A 26,806-nucleotide genomic window follows, 5' to 3' on the forward strand; every position below is an offset into this window, starting at 1 on the left:
TGCAGTGCGTTTTTGGCAATATTTTTTTAAAATTTTCAGATTGTACTAAATCAAATACAAACGAGAATCATTCCTGTTTTCTCTTGTCTTTCTTTTAACATAATGGTATACTAAGACCCGTAAGAAAGAGAAAATTATTCATGTACATTGAAGGAGGATTTTAAACGATGGCACAGTTTGAACAGTGGTCAGGATTTAACGGAAGACTCTGGAAAGAGGAAGTTAACGTTCGTGACTTCATCCAGAACAACTACACACCATATGAAGGTGATGAATCTTTCCTGGTTGGACCTACAGAGGCAACTGACAAATTATGGGGAGAGCTTCAGAAACTGCAGAAAGAAGAGCGTGCAAAAGGCGGCGTTCTGGATATGGAGACAGAAGTAGTTTCTGGACTGACAGCGTATGGCCCGGGATATATTAACGAAGAAATGAAAGATTTAGAGCAGGTTGTTGGTCTTCAGACAGACAAACCGCTGAAGAGAGCATTTATGCCATACGGTGGTATTAAAATGGCTGAGCAGGCTTGTACAACATACGGATATGAGCCAAGCCCGAAACTGCACGAGATCTTCACAAAATATCATAAAACACACAATCAGGGAGTATTCGATATCTACACACCTGAGATGAAAAAAGCCCGTCACAGCAAGATAATCACAGGACTTCCGGACACATACGGAAGAGGACGTATCGTAGGTGACTACCGTCGTGTAGCTCTTTACGGAATCGATTACCTGATCGAGCAGAAACAGAATGATTTTATCGAGGGTGAAAGACACGGAATGAAAGGAACAGATTTCCGTCTTCGTGAAGAAATCGCTGATCAGATCAAAGCATTAAAAGAAATGAAAGAAATGGCTGCTGTTTACGGATTTGATATTTCCAGACCAGCTACAAACGCAAAAGAAGCTGTGCAGTGGCTGTACTTCGGATACCTTGCAGCAATCAAAACTCAGAATGGTGCTGCAATGAGCGTTGGACGTATTTCTACATTCCTTGACATTTATATTGAAAGAGACTTAAAGAACGGAACACTGACAGAGACAGAAGCTCAGGAACTGATCGACCACATCGTTATGAAGTTCAGAATGGTTAAATTCGCAAGAATTCCATCTTATAACGAGTTGTTCTCAGGAGACCCGGTATGGGCTACACTGGAAATGGGTGGTATCGGAATGGACGGACGTTCTATGGTAACAAAGAACGACTATCGTTTCCTTCATACACTGGAGAACATGGGACCTTCACCAGAGCCAAACCTGACAGTATTATATTCTTCTAATCTGCCAGAGAACTTCAAGAAATATTCTTCTTATATTTCTATCAAGACAAGTTCTGTACAGTACGAGAACGATGATGTAATGCGTCCAGTATGGGGAGATGACTATTCTATCTGCTGCTGCGTATCTGCAACACAGACAGGAAAAGAGATCCAGTTCTTTGGAGCACGTGCAAACCTTGCAAAATGTCTGCTTTACGCAATCAACGGTGGTGTTGATGAGAAGACAAAAACACAGGTTGCTCCAAAATACAGCCCAATCACATCAGAGTACCTTGACTATGATGAAGTAATGGACAAATATGACCAGATGATGGAATGGCTGTCTAAACTGTATGTAGATACATTGAACATGATTCACTACATGCACGATAAATACTACTATGAAGCAGCAGAGATGGCTCTGATCGATACAAATGTAAGACGTACATTTGCTACAGGTATCGCTGGATTCTCTCACGTAGTAGACTCTTTAAGTGCGATCAAATATGCAAAAGTTAAAGTAATCCGTGACGAAAACGGACTTGCTGTTGACTACGAGACAGAGGGAGACTTCCCAAGATACGGTAACGATGATGACCGTGCTGACGAGATTGCTGTATGGCTGTTAAGAACATTCATGAGCAAACTGAAAAAATGCCACACATACAGAGACTCTGAGCCAACAACATCTATCCTTACAATTACATCTAACGTTGTATATGGTAAGGCTACAGGATCTCTTCCAGACGGAAGAAAAGCTGGGGAACCACTTTCACCAGGAGCAAACCCATCTTACGGTGCAGAGCAGAATGGTCTGTTAGCTTCTCTGAACTCAGTTGCAAAACTTCCATACGAAGAAGCACTGGACGGAATTTCTAATACACAGACAATCAGCCCTGGAGCACTTGGACATGATGACGATGAGAGAAAAGTAAATCTGGCTAACGTAATGGACGGATACTTTGATCAGGGAGCACATCACCTGAACGTAAACGTATTCGGAACAGAGAAACTCATCGATGCTATGGAGCACCCAGAGAAAGAAGAATATGCAAACTTCACAATCCGTGTATCAGGATACGCTGTTAAATTTATCGACCTGACACGTGAGCAGCAGTTAGACGTAATTGCAAGAACATGCCATAAAGCACTGTAATTTGTAATTCACAGGGACGTAGTACAAACAGGATGCTACGTCCCTTTTTAAATATCAAGAGAAAGGGAATCAAGCAAATGAAAGGATATATACACTCAACAGAGAGTTTTGGATCCGTAGACGGACCGGGAGTCCGTTTTCTTATTTTTGTGAGCGGATGTCCAATGCGCTGTCAGTTCTGCCATAATCCGGATACATGGAGTATGAAGACAGGAACGCAGATGTCAGCAGATGAATTGTTGGACAAAGCATGGAAATACCGCAGTTATTGGGGAAAATCCGGTGGAATTACAGTCAGCGGAGGCGAGCCGCTTTTGCAGATCGACTTCTTATTGGAATTGTTTAAGAAAGCAAAAGAAAAAGGAATCCACACAACAATCGATACAAGTGGAGCACCTTTTACAAGAGAAGAACCGTTTTTTAGTAAGTTTGAGGAACTGATGAAATATACAGATCTGCTTCTTTTGGATATCAAACATATTGACGATGAGCAGCACAAGATTTTGACTGGTCATACGAATCAGAATATTCTGGATTTGGCGAGATATTTAAGTGACATCAATAAACCGGTGTGGATTCGTCACGTACTGGTTCCGGAGAGAAGTGATAATGATGAATATCTGAAAAAGCTGGATGCATTCATTCAGACACTCTCCAATGTAGAGAAAGTGGAAGTACTTCCGTACCATACATTGGGAGAGTATAAGTGGAAAGAACTGGGGATGGAATATCCGCTGGAGGGGATCGAGCCTCCGACAGAAGAGCGGATCCGCAATGCGAATGAATTGCTTCATACAGGAAAATAAAAAAGAAATCGCTCATCATCCGCCTGAGATGATGAGCGATACTTTTTATGCATTATTCTGTTTCAACAAATGCGTCTTTTCCAAGTCCGCACAGTGGACATAACCAGTCTTCCGGGATATCTTCAAAAGCTGTTCCAGCCTCTACACCGTTGTCTGGATCGCCTACTTCAGGATCATAAATGTATCCACATGCTTCACATAAATATTTTTTCATAAAAATAGTCCTCCTTTAATTTTTAACGAAAGCATTTAACATATGTATTATAACCAAAACAAAACGATAAGTCTACTAAAAAATAGAAATTTGTAATTAATTATAATAATAGTAATTATTATTGATATAAGAAGAGCTAATAAAATAATGAAACAGTAAAAGAATGGAGTAATAGGAGCATGGTAAATAGAAAACAATATTGACATCCATACAGGCTGTCCATATAATATAATTAGCAGTTGTATCAAAGGGTTCTGGTTGTTGCAGGACCCTTTCTTATATTCTGGAGGGAGAAATTTATTATGAATAAAAAAGAAGTATTAGAAATCCGTAAGCAGTTTACACCGGCAAATTGCGCGATCACAAGAATTGCCGGCTGCTATGTGGATCATGAGAAAAATAAAAAGATGGAATCAAAATCGGCATTTTTATCTTTGCCTGAGGAAGAGGCGTTTAAATATTTTGACATTTTTAAAAAGACACTTTCCGGGACGATGGGGAAAAATATGTTGAATATGGAATTCCCGATCGACCAGGAGATGCCAGGCGGGACACAGGAATTTTTAATGAAACTAAAAGCCAGTAAGCTGGAAGATGACATGCTCCTGGAAGAATTTTATGACAAAGTAATCGCTACATATGAGTATGCGGAGAATTATTATATTATTTTAATCCATGCAATGTATGATGTGCCGGGCAGATCGTCTGACAATCTGGAGATGTTTGACGCATCCGATGAAGTGTATGAGTATTTGGTGTGCAGTATCTGTCCGGTTTCGTTGTCAAAGGCAGGATTAAGTTACAATGCAGAGAGCAATTGTATTCAGGATCGTATCCGGGACTGGGTGGTAGATATGCCGGACAAGGGATTTTTGTTTCCGGCTTTTAATGACAGAAGCACGGATATTCATGGAGTACTCTATTATACGAAGAAATCAGAGGATTTGCAGCCGGAGTTGATTGAGCAGCTGCTGGGAGCAAGGATGCCGATGTCAGCCAACACGCAGAAGGAGACATTTCAGATGCTGATCGAGGATACTCTGGGAGAAGACGGAGATTATGAGACGATCCGCAATATCCATGATACTTTGAATGACATGATTGAGGAACATAAAGAAGAACAGGAACCGCTGCAGTTGGATAAGACCGATGTACGCAAGGTATTTGAAAAGAGCGGCGTTTCTTCGGAAAAAATGGAGTGTTTTGATCAAAATTATGAAGAGACAGCAGGGAAAAAGACTTCTCTTCTTGCAACCAATATTACGGAGACAAAAAAGTTTCAGATTGAAACGCCGGATATTGTGATTAAAGTCAATCCGGAACGGGCGGATCTGATCGAAACGAGAGTGATAGATGGAAGGCAGTGTCTGGTCATTGCTGTAGATGATCATATTGAAGTTAATGGAGTAAATGTAAGGACTCTGAAGCGCAAAAAAAGCACAGAAGAAGAGGAATAAAATAGAACATAACGGGATTTTTATCTGGCGGTCTCAGATGTTGATCAGAGACTGCTTTTTTACGAAATGAAAATAATTAAACATCTAACTAGTTTATTGGCATAAATATTAAAAAAATGTGAAAAATTATATTAATGCTTGATTTTTTTGGAAGATAATACTAATATATCGATTAGATATCTAACTAATTAAAAAGGAGGTATAGCAATGCGCTGTGATCTGGATAAGGTTCCAAGTGTCGGACTCTTTGGGATGGTGGTTCATCAGGGCGGACTGCGGGCACAGAAGATGTTTGACAAGTATGGGCTGAATAAGAGTCAGGCAGGCATCCTGTTTATGCTGCATCATGAGGAAGCTGTTTCTCAAAAGCCTCTTTCTCAGAAGGAGCTGGCAAAAAAGCTGAATGTGACGGCGCCGTCTATTACATCTGCGATTCAGAAGATGGAGAAGGCTGGATTTATCAAACGACAGCCGGACGAAAAGGATCAAAGGATCATGCGTCTGTATCTGGATGAAAAGGGAAAGGCTTGCATTGAACATGTAAAGGAAGTAGCCATGCAGATGGATGAAATCATGTTCCGAGGCATCAGTCAGGAAGAGAAGCTTCTTTTGCGAAGAATTATGATTCAGATTTTTGACAACTTAAAAGAAGAACCAAGGTTTCATACATCAGGAGAAAGTAAAACAGAGAGATAAGGCAGGAAAGGAGAGCGTATGAAAAATTTATTTAAGTATATTCTGCATTACTGGCAGGCGGTGATCGCAATCGTGGCGATTTTGATCGTACAGGCATATTGCGATCTGTCGCTTCCGGCATATACGTCGGATATTGTCAATGTCGGAATCCTACAGGGCGGAATTGAAGACAAGGCACCAACAGCAATTTCAGAAGAAGAATGGAATAAGCTAATGCTGTTTGTGTCAGAGAATGATTTACAGACCGTGAAGGATGCTTATCAAAAAAATGAGGATTCTTATGACAAACCGGCATTTGTGCTCAAGGAAGCTGTGAAAGAAAATGAGACAGAGCTTAAAGAAGTGGAAGACGCATTGGCGCTTCCAATGATGATCACTTCCGGATTTGAGTCCGGAAGCGAGAAGACGCAGGAAGCGGAAGAGATGTTAAAACAACAGATTCCGAAAGAAATGCTGACAGAAGATACGACAGTATTTGATATTTTGCAGATGCTGCCGTCAGAAGCAAGGGAGGAGCTGACGAAGGAACTTCAGAAAGAAATGAAGGATATGCCGGATATGATCCTGGAGCAGGCAGCGATGAGTTATGCAAAAGGGGTTTACAAGGATCTGGGAATTGATGTGGAGGGACTACAGTATCACTACCTCTTTGCTACAGGGGGAAAGATGATCGCATTGGCACTTCTTGGAATGGCAGCAAGTATTCTGGTCTGTTATCTGGCAGCCAGAGTGGGTGCCAGAGTGGGACGCGATATCAGAGGAAATGTGTTCCGAAAGGTGGTCGGATTTTCCAACAATGAATTTGACCATTTTTCTACCGCATCCCTGATTACCAGAAGCACGAATGATATTCAGCAGGTACAGGTACTGTCAGTGATGATTTTGCGGATGGTTCTGTATGCACCGATTTTGGCTATCGGAGGAGTGTATCAGGTATTTCAGACGAATGTTTCTATGTCCTGGATCATTGCATTTGCGGTTGGTCTGATTGCATGTGTGGTATTGGTGCTGTTTGTAGTTGCAATGCCAAAGTTTAAGATTTTACAGAAATTAGTCGATAAGCTGAATCTGGTGACAAGGGAGATTCTGACAGGACTTCCGGTGATTCGGGCATTCAGTACGGAAAAGTATGAGGAAAAACGATTTGATGCGGCAAATATTGATCTGACGAAGACCAGTCTGTTTGTCAATCGTGCGATGACGTTTATGATGCCTACCATGATGTTCATCATGAATGGAATTTCTGTGCTGATCGTATGGAATGGAGCACATGGAATCAGTGACGGCCAGATGCAGGTTGGAGATATGATGGCATTTATTCAGTACACGATGCAGATTATCATGGGATTCTTGATGATCTGTATGATCTCGATCATGCTTCCAAGAGCAGCGGTATCTGCAGATCGTATTGAAGAGATCTTGACAAGCAAATCTGTAATTGAGGATCCGAAAGAAGCCGCAGAGTTCCAGAAATCGGAAAAAGGTGTCCTGAAATTTGAACATGTATCCTTTCGATATCAGGGAGCGGACGAAGATGTGCTTCACGATATCCATTTTACAGCAAAGCCGGGAGAGACTACAGCGATCATTGGAAGTACCGGAAGCGGAAAATCTACGCTGGTTAATCTGATCCCGAGATTTTACGATGTGACAGAAGGATCGATCACTCTGGATGGTGTGGATGTCCGGGAAGTATCCCAGCATATGCTGAGAGATAAGATCGGATATGTTCCACAGAAGGGAGTTCTGTTTTCCGGAGATATTGCTTCTAATATTTTATTCGGAAATCCGGATGGTGGCGAAGCTGTGATGAAGGAAGCTGCACAAATCGCACAGGCGGAAGAGTTTATTGAAGCAAAATCGGAGAAATATCACAGTCACATTGCACAGGGCGGTTCCAACGTATCTGGCGGACAGAAACAGAGATTGTCCATTGCAAGAGCGATCGCGAAACATCCAGAGCTGTTTATCTTTGATGACAGTTTCTCGGCGCTGGATTATAAAACAGATGTTATCTTGAGAAGAGCATTGAAAGAAAAGACAAAAGACAGTACGGTTTTGATAGTGGCGCAGCGAATCAGTACGATCCTGCATGCAGATCAGATCATTGTGCTGGACGAGGGACGAGTTGCCGGAATCGGAACACACAGCGAACTTCTGGAAAATTGTGAGGTATACCGCCAGATCGCGGCTTCACAGCTTTCGGAGGCAGAATTGAATCTCAGTGGGAAGGAGGCGGGAGCAAATGCCTAGACATGGACATATGGGTCCGCAAGGAGCGGATGAAAAAGCAAAGGATTTAAAGGGAACACTTAAGAAATTGCTTCATTATATGAGTGTATTCAAGGTGCAGATGCTGTTGATCGTGATCTTTGCAGTCTGCGGAACAACATTTACGATTATCGGACCAAAGATTCTTGGAAAAGCAACAACGGAAATTGCCAACGGTCTGATGAGCAAAGTATCCGGCGGAAGCGGGATGGACTTTGAAAAGATTGGACAGATCCTGCTGCTGACACTTGCATTATATCTGGTCAGCACATTGTGCTCGTTTATTCAGGGATATCTGATGACGGGGGTTTCTCAGAAAACAACATACCGTTTGCGAAAAGAAATCTCAGAGAAGATCAATCGTATGCCGATGAACTATTTTGATACAAAACCAGTCGGAGAAGTGTTATCCAGAGTGACCAATGATGTTGATACACTGGGACAGAGTCTGAACCAGAGTGCGACACAGATGATTCAATCCGTGACAACGCTGATTGGGGTGCTGATCATGATGCTTACGATCAGTCCTTTGATGACACTTGTGACACTGATTATTCTCCCGATTTCCATGCTGCTGATCGGATTTGTCATGAAGCATTCTCAGAAATATTTCCGCGGACAGCAGGAGTATCTGGGAAATGTGAATGGACAGGTGGAAGAAGTTTACAGTGGTCACAGTATTATCAAGGCTTTTAATAAAGAAGAAAATGTAATTGATGAGTTTGATGCAACCAATGACAAATTGTATGACTCTGCATGGAAATCGCAGTTCTTTTCAGGAATGATGATGCCGATCATGCAGTTTATCGGAAATCTTGGCTATGTAGTCGTTGCGATTCTGGGAGGATTTCTGACGATCAAGAAAACGATTGAAGTGGGAGATATTCAGTCTTTCATTCAATATGTCAGAAGTTTTACACAGCCGATCCAGCAGATCGCACAGGTTGCAAATATGCTGCAGATGACAGCTGCGGCGTCCGAGAGAGTGTTTGAATTTCTGGAGGAAGAAGAGGAAGATCAGACTGTGGAGCATCCGGTATCGGTAGAAAATCTGGAAGGAAATGTAAGCTTTGATCATGTTCATTTTGGATACAATGCGGATAGGATCATTGTCAATGACTTCTCAGCAGAAGTAAAAGAGGGGCAGAAAATTGCAATTGTAGGACCGACCGGAGCAGGAAAGACAACGATGATCAAGCTTCTGATGCGATTCTACGATGTAAACAGCGGTGCGATCAAGATTGACGGACATGACGTCAGAGATTTCAACAGAAGTGAACTGCGTGAAATGTTCGGAATGGTGCTGCAGGATACCTGGCTGTTCAATGGAAGTATTTGGGACAACATCAAATACGGAAAACTGGATGCAACGGATGAAGAAGTGATCCAGGCAGCCAAGGCAGCTCATGTGCATCAGTTTGTGAAGACACTGCCGGGCGGATATGATATGGAACTGAATGAAGAAGCAAACAATGTGTCTCAGGGTCAGAAACAGCTGTTGACGATCGCGAGGGCAATTCTGGCAGATCCGAAGATCCTGATTCTGGATGAGGCGACAAGTTTTGTAGATACAAGGACAGAGGTATTGATCCAGAAAGCCATGGATAACCTGATGAAGGGACGTACCAGCTTTGTGATTGCTCATCGTCTGTCAACGATTCGGGATGCAGATATGATCCTTGTTATGAAAGACGGAGATATCGTAGAGCAGGGAAATCACGAAGAACTTCTGGCAAAAGGCGGATTCTATGCGGATCTGTATAACTCACAGTTTGAGAAAACAACGGAAGTGGCATAATATAAGAACCGGCAGGAGAGGAGACTTTCCTGTCGGTTTTGTGTTTCGTGAAAAAATATGTTATACTAAAAAATATGACAAAAAAGGGGGCAAAAGAGTATGCCGTTGACACATTTTGATGCGGAGGGAAAAGCCCGCATGGTAGACGTGACAGAGAAAAAAGAGACGGTAAGAGAAGCAACAGCAACCGGAAAGATCAAAGTCAGCCGGGACGTGTATGATGCGATTGAAGCCGGAACGGTCGGAAAAGGCGATGTGCTTTCTGTGGCGACCACAGCCGGGATCATGGGTGTGAAACGGACGGCGGATCTGATTCCGATGTGTCATATCCTGCCGATCACGAACTGTAAGATCCGTTTTGAAAAGGATCCTAAAAATCTGGAGATCACCTGCTTTTGTACGGTAAAAGTGACCGGAAAGACCGGAGTGGAGATGGAGGCGCTGACAGGTGTCAGTGTGGCGCTTCTGACGATTTATGATATGTGTAAGGCTCTGGATAAATTTATGGAAATACAGGATATTTATCTTTGTAAAAAGACCGGAGGAAAGAGTGGAGAGATCGTAAATCCGAGAATGGAAGACAGAGGAGAAGAGGGAAGATGAAGGCAGCAGTTGTGACATTGAGCGACAAGGGATTTCGAAACGAACGGGAAGATAAAAGCGGAGAGCTGGTACAGATGATGTTGAAAGAAGCCGGATATGAAGTGGCGGAATACAGGTTACTTCCGGATGAGCAGACGCAGATCGAGACGGTATTAAAAGAGTTGAGTGATGAGAAAGAGATGGATCTGATCCTCACGACAGGAGGAACCGGGTTTTCGCAAAGAGACTGTACACCGGAAGCAACGATGAATGTAGCTACCCGAAATGCGCCGGGGATTGCAGAAGCAATGCGGTATGCGTCACTGGCTATTACCCCCAGAGCGATGTTGAGCCGCGGGGTATCGGTGATTCGAAATCAGACACTGATCATTAACCTTCCGGGTAGTCCGAAAGCGGTGAAAGAAAATCTGGAGTATATTTTGCCTACACTGTCACATGGACTGGAAATTTTAAAAGGAGTGACAGGAGAATGCGGGATCAGTTTGAAAGAAACATAAATTATATGAGAGTATCCGTCACGGACTTGTGCAATCTGCGCTGTGTGTATTGCATGCCGAAAGAGGGAATCAGACAGATTTCTCACGATGAGATCCTTACGTTTGATGAGATCGCAAGGATGTGCCGGATCGGGGCAGAACTTGGGATTTCCAGGATCAAGCTGACAGGCGGCGAACCGCTGGTGCGAAAGGGTATTGAAGACCTTGCAGAGATGATCTGCCGGATTCCGGGAATCGAGCAGGTGACGCTGACGACAAACGGAATCCTGTTAAAAGATCAATTGCCTGCACTCAAAAAGGCTGGGATTTCTGCGGTTAACATCAGTCTGGATACGATGGACAGAGCGCAGTATCAGGAATTGACAGGAAAGGACTGTTTGTTGCAGGTAATGGAAGGCATTCGGGCGGCACTGGAGCAGGGGATGCGTGTGAAAATAAACTGCGTGGCGCTGAATGAATGTAATGAGTTTCAGTGGGGAAAGCTTGCAGCATTGGCAAAAGAGTATCCGCTGGATGTGCGTTTTATTGAAATGATGCCGATCGGTCTTGGAAAAGCTTATCAGGGAAGTATGCAGGAAGTGATACAGAAGAACCTGGAAAATATATATGGTGCAGCAAAGCCGGATTCAGGGGCAGTGCGTGGAAATGGTCCGGCAGTATACTGGGAGTTTCCTGGGTTTCAGGGAAAGATTGGATTTATCAGTGCGATCTCCCATAAGTTCTGCAAAGACTGCAACCGGATTCGGATGACGGCTGAAGGTTTTGTGAAGCCCTGTCTGCAGTTCGCACAGGGAGTGGATATGAGATCCCTTTTAAGAGGGCAGACGGATGATAAAGAACTGAAGCAGGTATTCGAGCGGTTGATTTATGAAAAGCTGCGCTGCCATCAGTTTGAAACAGAAAAAGCGGACGAAAGTCTCGAACAGCGTGAGATGTCAAAAATCGGAGGATAGGTTGAAATGGGAATTGTAAGAGCAGTGTGTACGAGCCCGGCAAAGGGAACGCAAAAGACGAACGTGAAAAGTGCGGAATTTATAGAAAATTTTGGAATCAAAGAGGATGCCCATGCGGGAAAGTGGCATCGTCAGATCAGTCTTCTTTCCTATGAAAAGATTGAGGCGTTTCGGGCAAGAGGAGCAGAGGTTGCAGATGGTGCATTTGGAGAAAATCTGGTGGTAGAGGGATTTGACTTTAAAAATCTTCCGGTGGGAACCCGGTTTCAGTGCAACGAAGTTATTTTAGAGATGACACAGATTGGAAAGGAATGTCATCACGGATGTGAGATTTTTCAGAAGATGGGAGACTGCATCATGCCAAGAGAAGGTGTATTTGCAAGGGTCATTCACGGCGGACGGATTTCCTGCGGGGATGAGATGTACATTTTGGGTCAAGGTGAGCAGTAACCATTTCGATACGAAGTGAGAGAAGATTTTCTTGCAGAAATAAAAGAAACGTAATATAGTGTAAAAAGCAAAAGTAAACGGAGGAACAAATATGAAATGGAATAAATTTCGTCTGACAACGACAACAGAGGCGGAGGATATTGTCAGCAGTATGCTTATGGATCTGGGAATCCAGGGGGTCGAGATTGAAGATAAAGTTCCGCTGACACAGTCGGACAAAGAGCAGATGTTCGTTGATATCCTGCCGGAGACAGAGGCAGATGACGGTGTGGCATACCTGAGTTTTTATCTGGAGGAGGATGAAGATAAAGAAAAGGTACTTGCTGATGTGCGTGTAGAATTACAGGATATGGCATCCTATTTGAACGTGGGGGCGTGTACGATCGAAGAGTCTCAGACAGAGGATGTGGACTGGGTAAATAACTGGAAGCAGTATTTTCATCAGTTCTATGTGGATGACATTCTGATTATCCCATCCTGGGAGGAAGTAAAACCGGAAGACAATGATAAAATGGTGATCCATATCGATCCGGGGACTGCATTCGGAACAGGAATGCATGAGACAACCCAGCTTTGTATCCGGCAGATCCGCAAATATACAACGCCGGAGACAACAATCCTTGATGTGGGATGCGGAAGCGGTATTCTGGGAATGCTGGCTTTGAAATTCGGCGCAAAATATTCCGTTGGAACAGATCTGGATCCATGTGCGATCGAGGCAACTTATGAGAACATGGAAGTCAACGGAATCAGTAAAGAGATGTACGAAGTGATGATCGGAAATGTCATTGATGACAAAGACGTGCAGGACAAAGTTGGTTATGGAAAATATGACATTGTCGTTGCAAATATTCTGGCAGATGTTTTGGTCGCACTGACACCGGTGATCGTGGATCAGCTCAAAGACGGTGGAATCTACATCACCAGCGGAATTATTGATGACAAAGAAGAGACAGTGGTAGAGGCAGTTAAAGCAGCAGGTCTGGAAGTCCTGGAAGTGACGTATCAGGGCGAGTGGGTTTCTGTGACGGCGAGAAAGAACGGATAAGGAAGGATTAAGATCCATGCAGAATTTTTTTGTATATGACTCTCAGGTGCAGGGGGAAAACATTTATATAGAGGGAACCGATGTAAACCACATCGTACATGTTCTTCGTATGAAGGTTGGAGAGGAAGTCAGTGTACACGATGATGTGAACCGGAAATACCTGTGCCGGATCGAGAAACTGCTGGAAGAAAGAGTGGTGCTTTCTATTGTGGAGCAGCAGGAGTCGGACACGGAACTTTCCTGCCCGATCTATCTGTTCCAGGGTCTTCCAAAGGGAGATAAGATGGAATGGATCATTCAGAAGTGTGTAGAGCTTGGCGTACACGCAATCGTGCCGGTCGCGACGAAGCGGGCGGTTGTAAAGCTGGACGAGAAGAAAGCGCAGAAAAAAGTGAACAGATGGAATGCCATCGCAGAGAGTGCGGCGAAGCAGTCCGGAAGAGGGATCGTTCCGGAAGTACTTCCGGTGATGAAATGGAAGGAGGCGCTGGAATACGCGCGTCAGCTGGATGTTAAGATGATCCCTTATGAGAAGGCAGCAGGGATAAACGCCACAAAGCAGCTGATCGCCTCTGTTTCTTTTGGACAGTCAGTCGGGATTTTTATCGGTCCGGAAGGCGGCTTTGAAGAGGCAGAAGTGGAAGCTGCAAAAGAGATAGGGGCAGTTCCGGTGACTCTGGGAAGAAGAATCTTACGAACAGAGACAGCGGGGATGACGATCCTGTCAATTCTGATGTATCATCTGGAAAGAGAGTAACATAGTTTAATATTGAGAAGAAGTGAAAAGGAAGGTATCATGGAAGTATATTTGGACAATTCGGCGACTACCAGAGGTTACACAGAGGTGGGAGAACTGGTATATAAAGTGATGTGTCAGGACTATGGAAATCCGTCTTCCATGCACCGTAAAGGTGTGGATGCGGAGCATTATATCAAGGATGCAAAAGAAATTCTGGCAAAAATTCTGAAGGTCAATGCAAAAGAAATTTATTTTACGTCCGGCGGTACAGAAAGTGACAATCTGGCGATCATTGGAACAGCAAAAGCAAACAAAAGAAGAGGAAATCATCTGATCACATCATCTATAGAGCATCCGGCGATTTTGAATACGATGCGTTATCTGGAAGAGGAAGAAGGCTTTCGTGTGACCTATCTTCCGGTGGACAGCATGGGACGCATCAAGCTGGAAGCTCTGAAAGAGGCGTTGTGTGACGAGACAATTCTGGTTTCCGTCATGTATGTGAATAACGAAGTAGGAGCAGTGCAGCCGATCGATGAGGCTGTCCGGATTGTGAAGGAATATAATCCGGATATTCTGTTCCATTCGGATGCCGTACAGGGATTCGGAAAGTATAAGATTTATCCGAAGCGTCAGAAGATCGATCTGCTGACAGGAAGCGGACATAAGATCCACGGACCGAAAGGAACTGGATTTTTATATGTCAGTGAGAAAGTTAAGATCAAACCAATCGTGTTTGGCGGAGAACAGCAGAAAAATGTCCGTTCCGGTACAGAGAACGTTCCGGGGATTGCAGGACTCGGGTTAGCGGCAAAGATGATCTACCATGATCTGGATATGAAGACTGCACTGATGCGGGAACTCAAAGAGTATTTTATTGAAGGAATCGCGAAGATTGAAAATACAACCGTTCACGGGATGACCGATGAAAACAGTGCACCGCATATCATCAGTGTGGGCTTTGCAGGGATTCGAAGTGAAGTGCTTCTGCATACGCTGGAAGAGAAAGGAATTTACGTATCCTCAGGTTCTGCATGTGCGTCCAACCATCCGGCAATCAGCGGGGTGTTAAAGGGCATCGGAGCAGGAAAAGAGTATCTGGATGCGACGATCCGTTTCAGCATGTCTGAATTTACAACCAGAGAAGAAATTGACTATACATTGGAAACGCTATATAATTGTGTACCGATGCTGAGAAGATATACAAGACATTGATGCTTGATAAAGAGTCCAAAAGAAAAGGATAAATAAAGGAGAATATCATGAGATTTCATTCATTTTTGATTAAATACGGAGAAATCGGGATCAAAGGAAAGAACCGGTATCTGTTTGAAGACGCTCTGGTGCGTCAGATCCGTTTTGCATTGAAGGATGTGGACGGAGAATTTAATGTACACAAAGCACAGGGGAGAGTGTATGTGGACTGTGAAGGCGAATACGATTACGAAGAGACTGTGGAAAGTTTGAAACGAGTGTTTGGTATCGTAGGAATCTGCCCGGTTGTGCGTCTGCAGGACAATGGATTTGAACAGCTGAAAAAAGATGTGGAAAAATATATCGGAGAAGTGTACCCTGAGAAAAACCAGACATTTAAGATTGAAGCAAGAAGAAGCAGAAAGTCTTATCCGTTGAATTCTATGGAATTGAACTGTGAGTTGGGCGGTGTGATCCTGGATGCGTACCCGGAGATGAAAGTAGACGTACACAATCCGCAGATTCGTCTGAATGTGGAAGTACGGGAAGAGATTTATCTGTACTCAGAGATTATTCCGGGGCCGGGCGGAATGCCGGTAGGAACTAACGGAAGTGCCATGCTCCTGCTCTCCGGTGGTATCGACAGCCCGGTTGCCGGATATATGATCGCAAAACGCGGTGTCGCTCTGGAAGCAACGTATTTCCATGCACCACCGTATACGAGTGAACGTGCAAAAGAAAAAGTGGTGGATCTGGCAAGACTGGTTTCCAGGTATTCCGGCCCGATCAAGCTCAACGTAGTCAACTTTACAGACATTCAGCTGTATATCTATGAGAAGTGTCCGCATGAAGAACTGACGATTATTATGCGAAGATACATGATGAAGATCGCAGAGCATTTTGCAAAACAGGATGGCTGCCTGGGACTGATCACCGGAGAAAGTATCGGACAGGTTGCGAGCCAGACGATGCAGAGCCTTATGGCAACCAATGCAGCATGTACGCTTCCGGTCTACCGTCCGCTGATCGGATTTGATAAAAAAGAAATCGTGGATATTTCTGAAAAGATTGATACGTACGAGACATCGATCCAGCCGTATGAAGACTGCTGTACGATTTTTGTTGCCAAGCATCCGGTGACAAAACCGAATCTGGAGCGTATTGAGAAATCCGAGAGAAATCTGGATGAGAAGATTGATGAGCTGATGCAGACAGCAATCGATACGGTTGAAACGATCATGGTAAAATAGGACAATAAAAAGGCTGCCTCATAAAGAGACAGCCTAAAAATAAATGATTTCATTATTTGATGATGTAAGAATCCAGTGCAGCTAGGATGTCATCCAGATTAGAATCAGCGTGAATATTCAGATCGATCGGTTTAGAAAGATCCAAACTGAAAATTCCCATAATTGATTTGGCATCTATCACATATCTTCCGGACACTAAATCAAAATCGTTGTCATATTTTGTGATTTCGTTTACAAATGATTTTACTTTGTCGATTGAGTTTAAAGAAATCTGTACTGTTTTCATTATAAAAGTCCCTCCTTGATATACAATGCTTCGAGTATCTGTACTCTAGGTATATTCTACGAGAAGTAACTGCAAAAGTCAAGGAACAAACAGGAAAAACAAGGAAAACCAGGAGAATATTTTTATGAAAAAAGTCGCGTTACACAATCTGGGATGTAAGGTAAATGCATATGAGACAGAAGCCATGCAGGAAATGCTGGAACATGCCGGATATGAGATCGTTCCGTTTCAGGAAGGAGCGGACATTTATGTGATCAATACATGCACAGTGACCAATATTGCGGACCGCAAATCAAGACAGATGCTGCATCGGGCAAGAAAGATGAATCCGGATGCTGTTGTGGTCGCAGCCGGCTGTTATGTGCAGGCACAGGCTGAAAAGCAGGTGATCGATCCATGTATTGATATTGTACTCGGAAACAATAAAAAGCAGGATCTTCTGACAGCGCTGCAGGCATATGAAGAAGCACACGGTGATTTGCGGGAAGTGATCGATATCAATCATACAAAAGAATATGAGAATCTGCATCTGACAAAACAGGGGGAGCATACGAGAGCATATATCAAGGTGCAGGATGGCTGCAACCAGTTTTGTTCTTACTGTATTATCCCGTATGCGAGAGGAAGAGTCAGAAGCAGGGCAAAAGAAGATGTAGTAGCAGAAGTGACAGATCTGGCGAAAAACGGATACCAGGAAGTCGTGCTGACGGGAATTCATCTGAGCTCCTATGGCATTGATTTTGAAAATGAAGACAATCTGCTCAGTCTGATTCGTGCAGTGCATGAGATTGAAGGAATCAAAAGGATTCGTCTGGGATCTCTGGAACCAAGGATCATCACAGAAGAGTTTGTACAGGCGATCGCAGCGCTTCCGAAGATGTGCCCGCACTTCCATCTGTCATTGCAGAGTGGCTGCAATGAAACCTTAAAGAGGATGAACCGCAGATATACAAGTGAAGAGTTTTATGAAAAGTGTGAGATATTAAGAAAGTATTTTGAAAAACCGGCGCTGACAACAGATGTGATCGTGGGATTTCCGCAGGAAACAGAGGAAGAATTTGAAACAACGTATGAATTTCTGAAAAAGATCTGCTTCTATGAGACTCATATTTTCAAATATTCCAAACGAGAAGGCACGAAAGCGGCAGTGATGCAGGGACAGATCCCGGAGCAGATCAAGGCAAAAAGAAGCGCCAGACTGATCGAACTGGGGGAGAAAAACCGCAGAGCATATGAAGAATCGTTCCTTGGAAAAACAGTGGAAGTGCTGGTGGAAGAAAAATCGGATGTGAACGGAAAAGAAATGTGGACAGGGCACACAAAAGAGTATATGAAAATTGCACTAGAGTCAGAGAAAAATCTTCAGAATTGTATTCTAAACGTGCAAATTAAAGATGGCCGGGAAATTATTCATTGAATTTTAAAATAGATTATATTAGAATGATAAGTAGGATACTAACGCAATTATGCTGATTCCAGGGAATCAGATCTGCGCGTGAATAAAAGAAAAATGGAGGAGATACGATGAGCGATTTGAGTAATACACAGTTCTTTCAGGTAGAACCGGGACCACAGATTTCTGCAAAAGATATTCTGGAAATCGTGTATAAGGCACTGAAAGAAAAAGGATACAACCCGGTTAACCAGATCGTGGGATACATTATGTCAGGAGATCCTACTTACATTACCAGCTATAATGGAGCAAGAAGCCTGATTATGAAGGTGGAAAGGGATGAATTGGTCGAAGAACTGTTAAAAGCGTATATCGAGCATAATTCATGGGAATAATCGACTATGCGGATCATGGGACTGGATTATGGCACGAAGACTGTAGGGGTTGCGATCAGCGATGCTCTTGGTCTGACTGCGCAGGGGATAGAGACCATTCAGAGAAAAGAGGAAAACAAGCTGCGCCGTACACTCGCCCGGATTGAAGAGCTGGTAAGGGAATATGAAGTGGATACGATCGTGCTTGGTTTTCCGAAGCATATGAATAACGATGTGGGTGAACGTGCAAAAAAGTCTCTGGAATTCAAAGAGATGCTGGTGCGCAGGACAGGACTTGATGTGGTGATGTGGGACGAGCGGCTTACTACCGTGGAGGCAGAGCGTACATTGATCGAGAGTCAGGTGCGGCGCGAGAACAGAAAGCAGTATATTGACAAGATCGCAGCTGTTTTTATCCTGCAGGGATATCTGGATTCGATTTATTTGAAAAAGAAAGCCGAAGAGGAAAACTAGAAGCTGCCCACAGGAGGAAGAACGCATGGAAAAGATTAAATTTTGTTTTGACGAGTCGGGAGACAGCGTTGAATTTTTTGTACTGGAACAGACAAAGATCAACGGGGCATCCTATATTCTTGTGACAGATTCACAGGAGGATGACGCGGAGTGTCTGATCTTAAAAGAAGGTGAATCTCAGGACGCGAAAGAGAGTGTCTATGAGATCGTAGAGGACGACGTAGAATTACAGGCGGTTTCCAAAGTATTTGAGGAACTGCTGGAAGATGTAGAGATTGAAATGTAACTTAGAATATTACTTTACCGCAGGGGACGTGGAGGATGACAGTAGAACAAGAAAAAGTACAGGGGATGCTCAAGGAAAAGCTCAGAGAAAAAGGCTGGAAAGTGACCAGCCAGAGACTTTCTATTTTGCAGACCCTGGCAGAACATAAAGGGCAGCATCTGGCGGCGGAAGACATTTTTGAGCTGATGAAGGATGAATATCCGGAAATGGGGCTTGCGACCGTGTACCGTACGCTGCAGCTTTTGTATGAGATTCAGCTGATCGACCGGATTCATTTCAATGATGGATGTATCCGGTATGAGATCGGTCATATATTTGACGGAGACTCCAAACACAGTCATCATCATCTGATCTGCAGAACATGTGGGCGTGTGATGCCGTTTGAAGATGATTTTTTGGAGGATCTGGAGGCACAGATCGAAGCCGATACCGGTTTTCATGTGTTGGATCATGAACTGAAATTTTATGGTCAGTGTAAGGAATGTGCCGAAGCTTCCATGCGGAAAGAGAATACATAAAAAACTCATGGAGGTGTATATTTTTGAAAAAAGAAAATCGTGGAAAATTAAAAATCATTCCTTTGGGAGGTCTTGAGCAGATCGGTATGAATATTACTGCTTTCGAATATGAAGACAGTATCATTGTGGTAGACTGCGGGCTTGCATTCCCGGAGGATGACATGCTCGGAATCGATCTGGTCATTCCGGATGTGACTTATCTGAAGGATAATATATCCAAAGTAAAAGGATTTGTGATCACCCATGGTCATGAAGATCATATCGGAGCTTTGCCGTATGTACTTAAGGAGATCAATCTTCCAATCTATACTACAAAGCTGACAATGGGAATCATCGAGAACAAGTTAAAAGAGCATAATCTGCTCCGTACGACAAAGAGAAAAGTGGTGCGTCATGGACAGTCCATCAATCTTGGACAGTTCCGAATTGAATTTATCAAGACGAACCACAGTATTCAGGATGCTTCCGCACTGGCAATCTATTCACCGGCAGGAACTGTTGTGCATACCGGAGACTTCAAGGTGGATTATACACCGGTATTCGGAGATGCCATTGATCTGCAGCGTTTTGCGGAGATCGGAAAGAAAGGTGTGCTGGCTCTGATGTCAGACAGCACGAATGCAGAGCGGAAAGGATTTACCCAGTCAGAGCGTACGGTGGGAATTACGTTTGATCATATTTTTGCAGAGCATCAGAACACAAGAATCATCATCGCGACATTTGCATCGAACGTAGACCGTGTGCAGCAGATTATCAACTCTGCATATAAGTACGGAAGAAAAGTTGTGGTAGAAGGACGCAGCATGGTAAATATCATCACGACAGCATCTGAGCTTGGGTATCTGAATGTTCCGGAGAATACACTGATCGAGATCGATCAGTTGAAGAACTATCCACCGGAGAAGACCGTTCTGATCACAACAGGAAGCCAGGGAGAATCCATGGCTGCACTTTCCAGAATGGCAGGGGATGTACACCGTAAAGTGACGATTCAGCCGAATGACACGATCATTTTCAGTTCGAATCCGATTCCTGGAAATGAGAAGGCAGTATCCCGTGTGATCAATGAGCTTTCTGCAAAGGGTGCGAACGTGATATTCCAGGATGCGCATGTTTCCGGACATGCCTGTCAGGAAGAGTTAAAGCTGATCTATTCGCTGGTAAAACCAAAGTATGCCATTCCGGTGCATGGTGAGTACCGCCACTTAAAAGCAAATGCGGAGATCGCGCAGTCTCTGGGAATTCCGAAAGAGAATATCTTTATCATCCAGAGCGGAGATGTGATCGAGCTGAGTGATGCAGAAGCAAAAATAGTGGATAAAGTCCATACAGGAGCGATTCTGGTAGATGGTCTGGGTGTCGGTGATGTCGGAAATATCGTATTGCGAGACAGACAGCATCTGGCAGAGGACGGAATTCTGATCGTTGTTCTGACACTGGAAAAAGGCAGCAACAATCTGCTGGCAGGACCGGATATCGTATCCAGAGGATTTGTCTATGTAAGAGAATCCGAAGGACTGATGGAAGAAGCCAGAAAGGTTGTGACAGACAGTCTGGATAAATGTCTTTCCGGAAGACATGCGGACTGGAATAAGATCAAGATGACGATCCGTGACACAATGAACGATTTTATCTGGAAGAAGACAAAGAGAAGACCAATGGTCATTCCGATTATTATGGATGTGTAAGATATGATAGTAGATGAACGTATCGTGACATTCATCAATTCCTTAGAGACAGAGAACAGTGAAATACTCGAAGCAGTGGAACAGGAAGCTCTGAGCACATATGTGCCGATCATACGAAAAGAAATGCAGAGTTTCCTGAAAGTGCTTCTGATGATACAAAAACCTATGTGCATCCTGGAAGTAGGGACCGCAGTAGGTTTCTCTGCGTTATTGATGAGTGAAGCGGCACCAGAAGGGTGCAGGATCACAACAATTGAAAATTACGAAAAGAGAATTCCGATCGCCAGGGAGAATTTCAGACGGGCAGGGAAAGAAGAGCAGATCACGCTCATAGAGGGAGATGCTATGGATGTGCTGAAAACACTGGAGGGCAGCTTTGATTTTATTTTTATGGATGCTGCAAAGGGACAGTATATCCGGTATATGCCCCAGGTGCTGCGTTTGCTTCGTCCGGGCGGAACTCTTGTGACAGATAATGTACTGCAGGATGGGGATATTATCGAATCCCGTTTTGCGGTGGAACGGAGAAACCGAACGATTCATTCCAGAATGCGGGAGTATCTGTACGAATTAAAACACCATGAACTGCTGACAACGTCCATTATTCCGCTTGGGGATGGAGTGGCTGTCAGTGTGAAGAAACAGGAAGGAGAATAAAATGGCAAGACATCCTGAACTTTTGATACCGGCAAGCAGCCTGGAAGTATTAAAGACAGCAGTCATTTTTGGAGCAGATGCGGTTTATATCGGAGGAGAAGCATTTGGACTCCGCGCAAAAGCGAAGAACTTTTCCATGGAGGACATGAAAAAAGGAATCGCATTTGCGCATGAACATGATGTGAAAGTGTATGTAACAGCCAATATCCTGGCACACAATGAGGATCTGCCGGGAGTGCGTAAATATTTTGAGGAACTCAAGGAAATCAAGCCGGATGCTCTTATTATTGCGGATCCGGGAGTGTTTGAGATCGCAAAAGAAGTGTGTCCTGAGATTGAGAGACATATCAGTACTCAGGCAAACAATACAAACTATGGAACCTATAATTTCTGGTATAAACAAGGCGCGAGCCGCGTGGTTTCCGCCAGAGAGCTGTCTCTGGAAGAAATCAAAGAGCTGCGCGCGAATATTCCGGAGGATCTGGAAATCGAGACATTTGTACATGGAGCGATGTGTATTTCTTATTCCGGAAGATGCCTTCTGAGCAACTATTTCACAGGCAGAGATGCGAACAGGGGGGCATGTACCCACCCGTGCCGCTGGAAATATGCGGTTGTGGAGGAGAAGAGACCGGGAGAGTATCTGCCGGTTTATGAGAATGAAAGAGGAACTTATATTTTCAACTCCAAGGATCTGTGCATGATCCAGTATATCCCGGAGATTCTGGACGCGGGTATTGACAGTCTGAAAATCGAAGGACGTATGAAAACCGCGCTCTATGTGGCAACAGTTGCAAGAACCTACAGAAAGGCGATCGATGACTATCAGAAGGATCCGGAATTATATAAAAAGAATATGCCGTGGTATCTGGAGCAGATCTCCAATTGTACGTACCGCCAGTTTACGACAGGATTCTTCTTTGGAAAACCGGATGAGACAACACAGATCTATGACAGCAACACGTATGTGAAAGAGTATACCTATCTCGGAATTATCGGAGAGGTCAGGGACGGTCTGTGCCGGATCGAACAGCGCAACAAGTTTTCTGTGGGTGAGATCATTGAGATCATGAAGCCGAACGGGGAAAATGTGGAAGCGAAAGTAGAGCGTATCCTTAATGAAGAAGGAGAGGAGCAGGAGAGTGCTCCTCACTCAAAACAGGTGTTATATGTGGCGCTGGATCAGAAGGCGGACAAATATGATATCTTACGAAGAGCAGAAAAAGACGCGTAGCTTTTCGACCGCGCTCTTTTCTATCCGGGATACATAAGAACGGGAGATCCCCAGTTGTTTGGCGACTTCCCTCTGCGTGTATTCCTCGCCGCCATAAAGTCCATACCGCATTTTTAAAACGAGTTTTTCCCGCTGGGAGAGCTCGTTTTCTACTTTTTCATACAGCTTCTGGATATTTTCTTTCAGGCATACCCGTTCCGGGATGTCGTCTTCATCCGTTTCGATAATATCGTATAATTTGATCTCGTTTCCTTCCCGGTCCGTACCGATGGGTTCATATAAAGAAATCTCTTTTGACGTCTTTTTCCGTGCGCGCAAATGCATCAGGATTTCGTTTTCCACACACTTGGAGGCATAAGCTGCCAGCCGGTTTCCTTTGCTTGGATTAAAGGTGACAATGGCTTTGATCAAACCGATGGTTCCGATTGAGATCAGATCTTCGGGATCTTCGTCCACATACTGATATTTTTTGATCACATGTGCAACGAGCCGCAGATTCCGTTCAATCAGAATGTGTTTTGCCTGCAGGTCACCCTCAGTATATTTTTGAATATATTCTTTTTCTTCGGAAGGGGTGAGGGGATTTGGAAATGATTTCAAGACAGCACCTCAAAGCACATTTGATAACAGTGTATGTAAAGAAGGCATGATTTGTGCTTTTCCACTTGAAAAGAGGACGGGCAGAAAAAAGTAGTTGACAAACAGCGGGTAGGAGAGATATAGTAAGACTACATTCCCGGAGCGATCCGCTCTGGAGAGTATAAGATCTATTGATTCAAAAGGCCGTATCGGCCAACGTTTTCAAGTTACAAATTTATTAGAAGATCAGTTATGTGGGGACTGAACGTACCGGCTCTTGGAAAAGGAGTGTGTGATGAGTTTTTGCTCAGTATTATCTGCAGCAGTGATCGGGCTGCGGGTAGAATTTATTCATGTGGAAGCTGACGTCAGCAACGGGCTTCCGGTATTTCATATGGTGGGATACCTTTCTTCTGAAGTGAAGGAGGCAGCAGAGCGTGTGCGCACAGCAATCAGAAACAGTGGAGTTTCATTTCCAGCCAAGCGGACGATCGTCAATCTGGCGCCGGCAAATGTAAGAAAGAGAGGAGCGTCGTTTGATCTTCCCATTGCAGTGGCAGTGATGATTGCATTGGGATGTCAGATTTCAGAGGGGGTAAGGCATACGCTTTTTATAGGAGAACTGGGACTGGATGGCAGTGTGCTGGAAGTACCGGGTGTTCTGCCGATCGTTCTGGAGGCAAAAAAGGCGGGAGTGAAACGCTGCATTGTACCAGAAGCAAATGAGGCGGAAGGCGCACTTGTAAAAGGAATCGAGATCATTGGGGTAAAGCATCTTAAGCAGATTACAAAGATTCTTTCAGGAGAGAGAAAAAAAGAAAAAGCAAGGAATCAAGCCAAAAAGCAGACGGTAAAAAATCCGCAGCCGGATTTTTCTGAAATGCAGGGTCAGGCAGCCGTCAAGCGTGCAGCGGAGATTGCAGTGGCAGGCGGACATAATCTTCTTTTGATCGGCCCCCCGGGAAGCGGAAAGACCATGGCAGCGGAACGGATTGCCGGAATTCTGCCGCCTCTGACATTAGAAGAGAGCATGGAGATTACAAAAATATACAGTATTATGGGACTTCTTGATGAGAAAGAACCGCTGATCCAGAGCCGGCCTTTTCGCAGTGTACACCATACGGCCACAAGGGCAGCACTGGCTGGAGGCGGGATGATCCCGACGCCGGGAGAGATCACACTCGCACACGGCGGTGTTTTGTTTTTGGATGAATTGCCGGAGTTTTCGAAAAGTGTGATCGAGGTACTGAGACAGCCGCTTGAAGAGCACCAGATGCGGATTGCGAGAACACACGGAAATTATGTATTTCCAGCGGATTTTATTTTGATCGCGGCGATGAATCCATGTCCCTGCGGATGCTATCCGGATATGCAGAAATGTACCTGTACGCCTGTGCAGATTCAGAATTATTTAGGAAGGATCAGTCAGCCGTTTCTGGATCGAATCGATCTGTGTGTAGAGGCGCCCCGGGTGGAATATGACTCACTGGTGGAGAAGAAAGCACAGGAATCTTCGGAAGCAATCCGGCAGAGAGTATGTGAAGTGCGAAATCTGCAGAGAATGCGTTATGGAGGAACAAAGGTAAATGCAAGACTGGACAGCCGGGAGACAGAAGAATTCTGCCGTCTGGGAGAGCCGGAAAAAGAAGTGATGAAGCAGGCATTTGCTGCCTTTGGATTTACAGCACGTACTTATCATAAAGTGTTAAAGGTGGCGAGAACGATCGCAGATCTGGACGGAAGTCAGGAAATTCTAAAGCAGCATTTGTGTGAGGCAATCGGCTATCGGACGCCGGATAAGAAGTACTGGAAACGATAGGAGGAAGAACGCATGAAGTATGAATACTGGTTTGCCGGAATCCGAAATATTCCGGATCGGACAAAAATAAAATTAAAAGAAAAAGCAGGGACAGCAGAAGCCATTTATTATATAGAAGAAACTGCACTCAGAAAGATGCAGCTGCTCAAGGAACAGGAAATTTGGAAGCTGCTGGAGGCGAAAAAGAAAGAGGAGCTGGACAGAAATTATGAAGCAATGAGACAAAAAGGAATCTCGGTGATCCCGTGGGGAGAAAAGGAATATCCAGGTCGTTTAAAAGAAATCTATGATCCGCCGTATGCGTTGTATGTGAAAGGAAAGCTGCCGGATAATACTGCGCGTGCGGCAGCCATTGTGGGAGCGAGAAGCTGTACTCCCTATGGAGAAAAATATGCGCTGGAATATGGGAAAAAACTGGCGGAATGTGGAATTCAGGTGATCAGCGGACTTGCGCGCGGCGTAGACGGGATCGGACAGAGAGGTGCTCTGCTGGGAGGTGGAAAGACCTTTGCTGTTTTGGGGAGCGGGGTAGATGTCTGTTATCCGAAAAACCATATGGGATTATATCTGGATATCCTGGAGCAGGAAGGCGGGATCCTTTCAGAACTCCCGCCCGGCACACCGCCGCTTCCGCAGCATTTTCCGAGGCGAAACCGGATCATCAGCGCGCTGTCAGATATTGTGCTCGTTATGGAGGCAAGAGAGAGGAGTGGATCACTGATCACGGCAGATCTGGCACTGGAGCAGGGAAAGGATGTCTATGCGCTGCCGGGGCCTGTTAACAGCAGCTTAAGTCAAGGGTGTAACCGCCTGATCTTTCAGGGGGCCGGAATTCTTTTAAGCCCGGAAAATCTGCTGGATGAGATGGGCATTGCATATAGCGGGGAATGTGAAAAATCAGACAAAAATGAAAAAATGCTTGAAAGTCCTGAATATATGGTGTATAGTTGTGTCGGTCTGTATCCAAAGAGCGTGGGGCAGCTGACAGAAGAAACAAAGCTGCGCCCGGAGGAAGTTTTAAAGCTTTTAGTGTCTTTGGAATTACAGGGATATATCAGAGAAATCTCAAAAAATTATTATATAAAAGTGAAATGACGGCGTG

27 protein-coding genes are annotated in these 26,806 nt (G+C 44.3%); 24 read left to right on the plus strand and 3 right to left on the minus strand.

The annotated features are described in order from the left end of the window. The first annotated feature begins 167 nt into the window (after positions 1 to 167). Both pflB and pflA read left to right on the plus strand, forming a co-directional pair. A complete protein-coding gene (pflB, locus tag FXV78_RS10120; protein WP_004842989.1) occupies positions 168 to 2,420 on the plus strand; it encodes a formate C-acetyltransferase in 2,253 nt (750 codons plus the stop codon). A gap of 77 nt (positions 2,421 to 2,497) precedes the next feature. Further along, the gene (gene pflA / locus FXV78_RS10125) at positions 2,498 to 3,226 is read left to right on the plus strand and encodes a pyruvate formate-lyase-activating protein (RefSeq protein WP_009245899.1); all 729 of its coding nucleotides are present in this window, start codon (positions 2,498 to 2,500) and stop codon (positions 3,224 to 3,226) included. Between the two features lie 52 nt (positions 3,227 to 3,278). On the opposite strand, the gene rd is transcribed toward pflA, so the two are convergent. Next, the gene (gene rd / locus FXV78_RS10130; RefSeq protein ID WP_004842991.1) at positions 3,279 to 3,440 is read right to left on the minus strand and encodes a rubredoxin; all 162 of its coding nucleotides are present in this window, start codon (positions 3,438 to 3,440) and stop codon (positions 3,279 to 3,281) included. A gap of 302 nt (positions 3,441 to 3,742) precedes the next feature. Here rd and FXV78_RS10135 point away from each other — a divergent pair, with 302 nt between their 5' ends. From FXV78_RS10135 to thiI, 12 genes are all read left to right on the plus strand, one after another. Then, a complete protein-coding gene (locus tag FXV78_RS10135; RefSeq protein ID WP_039959704.1) occupies positions 3,743 to 4,897 on the plus strand; it encodes a DUF4317 domain-containing protein in 1,155 nt (384 codons plus the stop codon). Positions 4,898 to 5,104: 207 nt separating this feature from the next. Continuing rightward, a complete protein-coding gene (locus FXV78_RS10140) occupies positions 5,105 to 5,593 on the plus strand; it encodes a MarR family winged helix-turn-helix transcriptional regulator (protein ID WP_004842994.1) in 489 nt (162 codons plus the stop codon). An 18-nt stretch (positions 5,594 to 5,611) separates the two neighbouring features. Then, on the plus strand, positions 5,612 to 7,846 hold the full coding sequence (locus tag FXV78_RS10145) for an ABC transporter ATP-binding protein (protein WP_004842995.1): 2,235 nt from the start codon (positions 5,612 to 5,614) through the stop codon (positions 7,844 to 7,846). Beyond that, positions 7,839 to 9,662 carry an ABC transporter ATP-binding protein gene (locus FXV78_RS10150; protein ID WP_004842996.1) on the plus strand — a complete coding sequence of 608 codons (1,824 nt, stop codon included), beginning with the start codon at positions 7,839 to 7,841 and terminating at the stop codon, positions 9,660 to 9,662. The genes FXV78_RS10145 and FXV78_RS10150 overlap by 8 nt, the downstream gene beginning before the upstream one ends. Positions 9,663 to 9,761: 99 nt before the next feature. Then, positions 9,762 to 10,265 (plus strand): cyclic pyranopterin monophosphate synthase MoaC, encoded by a 504-nt coding sequence (gene moaC, locus FXV78_RS10155; protein ID WP_004842998.1) that lies wholly within the window; start codon positions 9,762 to 9,764, stop codon positions 10,263 to 10,265. Beyond that, positions 10,262 to 10,762: a MogA/MoaB family molybdenum cofactor biosynthesis protein gene (locus FXV78_RS10160; protein ID WP_004842999.1), complete on the plus strand. Its 501-nt coding sequence runs from the start codon at positions 10,262 to 10,264 to the stop codon at positions 10,760 to 10,762. The genes moaC and FXV78_RS10160 overlap by 4 nt, the downstream gene beginning before the upstream one ends. Further along, complete coding sequence (gene moaA, locus FXV78_RS10165; protein ID WP_039959705.1) at positions 10,735 to 11,715, plus strand: GTP 3',8-cyclase MoaA; 981 nt, start codon at positions 10,735 to 10,737, stop codon at positions 11,713 to 11,715. Before FXV78_RS10160 ends, moaA begins: the two co-directional genes overlap by 28 nt. Positions 11,716 to 11,721: 6 nt before the next feature. Then, positions 11,722 to 12,165 carry an MOSC domain-containing protein gene (locus tag FXV78_RS10170; protein WP_004843001.1) on the plus strand — a complete coding sequence of 148 codons (444 nt, stop codon included), beginning with the start codon at positions 11,722 to 11,724 and terminating at the stop codon, positions 12,163 to 12,165. A 91-nt stretch (positions 12,166 to 12,256) separates the two neighbouring features. Continuing rightward, positions 12,257 to 13,213, plus strand: a complete 957-nt coding sequence (gene prmA, locus FXV78_RS10175; protein ID WP_004843002.1) for a 50S ribosomal protein L11 methyltransferase — start codon at positions 12,257 to 12,259, stop codon at positions 13,211 to 13,213. A 16-nt stretch (positions 13,214 to 13,229) separates the two neighbouring features. Continuing rightward, positions 13,230 to 13,970: a 16S rRNA (uracil(1498)-N(3))-methyltransferase gene (locus tag FXV78_RS10180; RefSeq protein ID WP_004843003.1), complete on the plus strand. Its 741-nt coding sequence runs from the start codon at positions 13,230 to 13,232 to the stop codon at positions 13,968 to 13,970. Between the two features lie 39 nt (positions 13,971 to 14,009). Then, positions 14,010 to 15,167 carry a cysteine desulfurase family protein gene (locus FXV78_RS10185; protein WP_004843004.1) on the plus strand — a complete coding sequence of 386 codons (1,158 nt, stop codon included), beginning with the start codon at positions 14,010 to 14,012 and terminating at the stop codon, positions 15,165 to 15,167. 47 nt (positions 15,168 to 15,214) lie between these two features. Further along, positions 15,215 to 16,396 (plus strand): tRNA uracil 4-sulfurtransferase ThiI, encoded by a 1,182-nt coding sequence (thiI, locus tag FXV78_RS10190; RefSeq protein WP_004843005.1) that lies wholly within the window; start codon positions 15,215 to 15,217, stop codon positions 16,394 to 16,396. Between the two features lie 52 nt (positions 16,397 to 16,448). Here the strand turns inward: thiI and FXV78_RS10195 are convergent, their stop codons facing one another. Next, a complete protein-coding gene (locus FXV78_RS10195; protein ID WP_004843006.1) occupies positions 16,449 to 16,682 on the minus strand; it encodes an HPr family phosphocarrier protein in 234 nt (77 codons plus the stop codon). A gap of 124 nt (positions 16,683 to 16,806) precedes the next feature. Here FXV78_RS10195 and mtaB point away from each other — a divergent pair, with 124 nt between their 5' ends. From mtaB to FXV78_RS10235, 8 genes are all read left to right on the plus strand, one after another. Then, complete coding sequence (mtaB, locus tag FXV78_RS10200) at positions 16,807 to 18,099, plus strand: tRNA (N(6)-L-threonylcarbamoyladenosine(37)-C(2))-methylthiotransferase MtaB (protein WP_004843007.1); 1,293 nt, start codon at positions 16,807 to 16,809, stop codon at positions 18,097 to 18,099. Between the two features lie 107 nt (positions 18,100 to 18,206). Next, positions 18,207 to 18,470, plus strand: a complete 264-nt coding sequence (locus FXV78_RS10205) for an IreB family regulatory phosphoprotein (RefSeq protein ID WP_004843008.1) — start codon at positions 18,207 to 18,209, stop codon at positions 18,468 to 18,470. 6 nt (positions 18,471 to 18,476) lie between these two features. Then, positions 18,477 to 18,923 carry a Holliday junction resolvase RuvX gene (gene ruvX / locus FXV78_RS10210; protein WP_004843009.1) on the plus strand — a complete coding sequence of 149 codons (447 nt, stop codon included), beginning with the start codon at positions 18,477 to 18,479 and terminating at the stop codon, positions 18,921 to 18,923. A 25-nt stretch (positions 18,924 to 18,948) separates the two neighbouring features. Continuing rightward, positions 18,949 to 19,209, plus strand: a complete 261-nt coding sequence (locus tag FXV78_RS10215; protein WP_004843010.1) for a DUF1292 domain-containing protein — start codon at positions 18,949 to 18,951, stop codon at positions 19,207 to 19,209. Positions 19,210 to 19,244: 35 nt separating this feature from the next. Beyond that, entirely contained in the window at positions 19,245 to 19,727 is a 483-nt protein-coding gene (locus tag FXV78_RS10220) for a Fur family transcriptional regulator (protein ID WP_004843011.1), read from the plus strand. A 23-nt stretch (positions 19,728 to 19,750) separates the two neighbouring features. Next, a complete protein-coding gene (locus tag FXV78_RS10225) occupies positions 19,751 to 21,415 on the plus strand; it encodes a ribonuclease J (RefSeq protein WP_004843012.1) in 1,665 nt (554 codons plus the stop codon). A 3-nt stretch (positions 21,416 to 21,418) separates the two neighbouring features. Continuing rightward, the gene (locus FXV78_RS10230; protein ID WP_004843013.1) at positions 21,419 to 22,072 is read left to right on the plus strand and encodes an O-methyltransferase; all 654 of its coding nucleotides are present in this window, start codon (positions 21,419 to 21,421) and stop codon (positions 22,070 to 22,072) included. 1 nt (position 22,073) lies between these two features. Then, complete coding sequence (locus FXV78_RS10235) at positions 22,074 to 23,306, plus strand: peptidase U32 family protein (RefSeq protein ID WP_004843014.1); 1,233 nt, start codon at positions 22,074 to 22,076, stop codon at positions 23,304 to 23,306. Here FXV78_RS10235 and sigK read toward each other — a convergent pair. Further along, positions 23,280 to 23,906, minus strand: a complete 627-nt coding sequence (gene sigK / locus FXV78_RS10240; protein ID WP_004843016.1) for an RNA polymerase sporulation sigma factor SigK — start codon at positions 23,904 to 23,906, stop codon at positions 23,280 to 23,282. The genes FXV78_RS10235 and sigK overlap by 27 nt on opposite strands. Before the next feature lie 274 nt (positions 23,907 to 24,180). On the opposite strand from sigK, the gene FXV78_RS10245 reads away from it, so the two are divergent. Both FXV78_RS10245 and dprA read left to right on the plus strand, forming a co-directional pair. Continuing rightward, a complete protein-coding gene (locus FXV78_RS10245; RefSeq protein WP_004843017.1) occupies positions 24,181 to 25,704 on the plus strand; it encodes a YifB family Mg chelatase-like AAA ATPase in 1,524 nt (507 codons plus the stop codon). Between the two features lie 12 nt (positions 25,705 to 25,716). After that, complete coding sequence (dprA, locus tag FXV78_RS10250; protein WP_004843018.1) at positions 25,717 to 26,799, plus strand: DNA-processing protein DprA; 1,083 nt, start codon at positions 25,717 to 25,719, stop codon at positions 26,797 to 26,799. The last annotated feature ends 7 nt before the right edge of the window (positions 26,800 to 26,806 follow it).

Origin of the sequence: Mediterraneibacter gnavus ATCC 29149 (assembly GCF_008121495.1) — a bacterium.
Taxonomy (GTDB): Bacteria; Bacillota; Clostridia; order Lachnospirales; family Lachnospiraceae; genus Mediterraneibacter; species Mediterraneibacter gnavus.